We start from the raw sequence: 1,452 nt of genomic DNA on the forward strand, positions 1-1,452 counted from the left end.
AGAAGAAGGCGCGGAAGTGGCCGTCAGGCCATGGCAGCGTTTCGCCCAGCATTGCCTGCTTCAGGTCGCTGTAGGCATTGCGGCTGCCGGCGATCTTCAGCATATCGTGCGAGAGGTCGAGCCCCGCGATGTCGCGGTAACCGAGCGCCTTCAGCGAGGGTCCCGACAGGCCAGTGCCGCAGCCGGCATCGAGCAAGGGGCCATCGCCCGCCGGCACATGACGCGCCACCCAGGCGGTGATCAGGAAAGGCAGGAGGTAGCCGAGCGAGGCGGTCTCGCTGTCATAGGTCGCGGCCCACGCGGCATAGGCCTCCTCAAGCGCTTCCGGCGTGTCGGCCCTATAGACGGAATCCAGCGCCGCATTGGCTTTGTCGACGATCATGGGGACCTCCTCAAGGGGAATGCTCGGGGATCGTAGCGCTGCCTTGGCCGAAAAACTATTCCTCGTGCTGGCGGCGTAGCCGCCGCTCCAGCGCCCTGAGCGCCAGCGACAGGCCGACGGTCAGAATGAGATAGATGTAGGCCGTTATCGAATAGGTCTCGAAGAAGCGGAACGAGCCGGCGGCATAGACCTTGCCCATCTGCGTGATGTCGGCAACGCCGAGCACCGAGACCAGCGAGGAATCCTTGACCAAAGCGACGAAATCATTGCCGAGCGGCGGCAGGATGGTGCGGATTGCCTGTGGGAACACGATCAGCCGGAAACGCTGCGCGCGTGTCAGCCCAAGCGCCTTCGCCGCTTCGATCTGACCCTTCTCCACCGCCTGGATGCCGGCCCGGAAAACCTCCGAGATGAAAGCCGAATAGCCGATGGTCAGCGCCATGATGGCGCGCCAGAGCAGCGACACGTCGCGCACCAAAAGCTCGCCGAACAGGCCGGCACTTTGCAGCGGCGCGGTCAGCGCGTTCCAGGCCGCGACGAAGGCCGGCGCGCCGGCAAAGGCGATCCAGAACAACAGCACCAGGATCGGCACGCCGCGGACGATCTCGACATAGAAGCGCGCGATCTGGCGCAGCCAGCGCGAACCGGACATTCCCATCAGCGCGATGCCGAGCCCAATGGCCGACGCCAGCACGAAGGCGATCACGGTGACGAAGATGGTGACGCCGATGCCCTTGGCGACCGTGGCGAACACCTGGGCATAGAGGTTGCTGGTGGCGACGAAGGCGGCCACCGCGATCGCGAGGGCTGCGGCAACGACGAGCCACCAGGGGAAGTCGGCTTTGGACGAAGAGGCGGGAGACGTCAAATGGATTGCACCAAGGCGCCCCCCTCTGTCCTGCCGGACATCTCCCCCTCAAGGGGGGAGATTGGCAGCTTCGTCGACGGCACTCTTTTTACAACTTTGGTGATTGGCGAAAGCGGAAAAAACAGCCGATCTCCCCCCTTGAGGGGGAGATGCCCGGCAGGGCAGAGGGGGGCGTTCAAGCGCGAAGTCAGCGGGAAATCAC

Annotated in this window: 2 protein-coding genes; both read right to left on the reverse strand. The window is 64.5% G+C overall.

Annotation, left to right across the window (positions count from 1 at the left end; translation table 11 throughout):
• A partial coding sequence (locus EN750_RS34050) for a methyltransferase domain-containing protein (RefSeq protein WP_127399257.1) occupies positions 1 to 382 on the reverse strand: 382 nt, incomplete at its 3' end.
• 55 nt (positions 383 to 437) lie between these two features.
• Positions 438 to 1,250: an amino acid ABC transporter permease gene (locus tag EN750_RS34055; protein WP_127399258.1), complete on the reverse strand. Its 813-nt coding sequence runs from the start codon at positions 1,248 to 1,250 to the stop codon at positions 438 to 440.
• Positions 1,251 to 1,452 lie beyond the last annotated feature (202 nt).

Source organism: Mesorhizobium sp. M7A.F.Ca.ET.027.03.2.1 (assembly GCF_003999175.1).
In the GTDB taxonomy this organism is placed as follows: Bacteria; Pseudomonadota; Alphaproteobacteria; order Rhizobiales; family Rhizobiaceae; genus Mesorhizobium.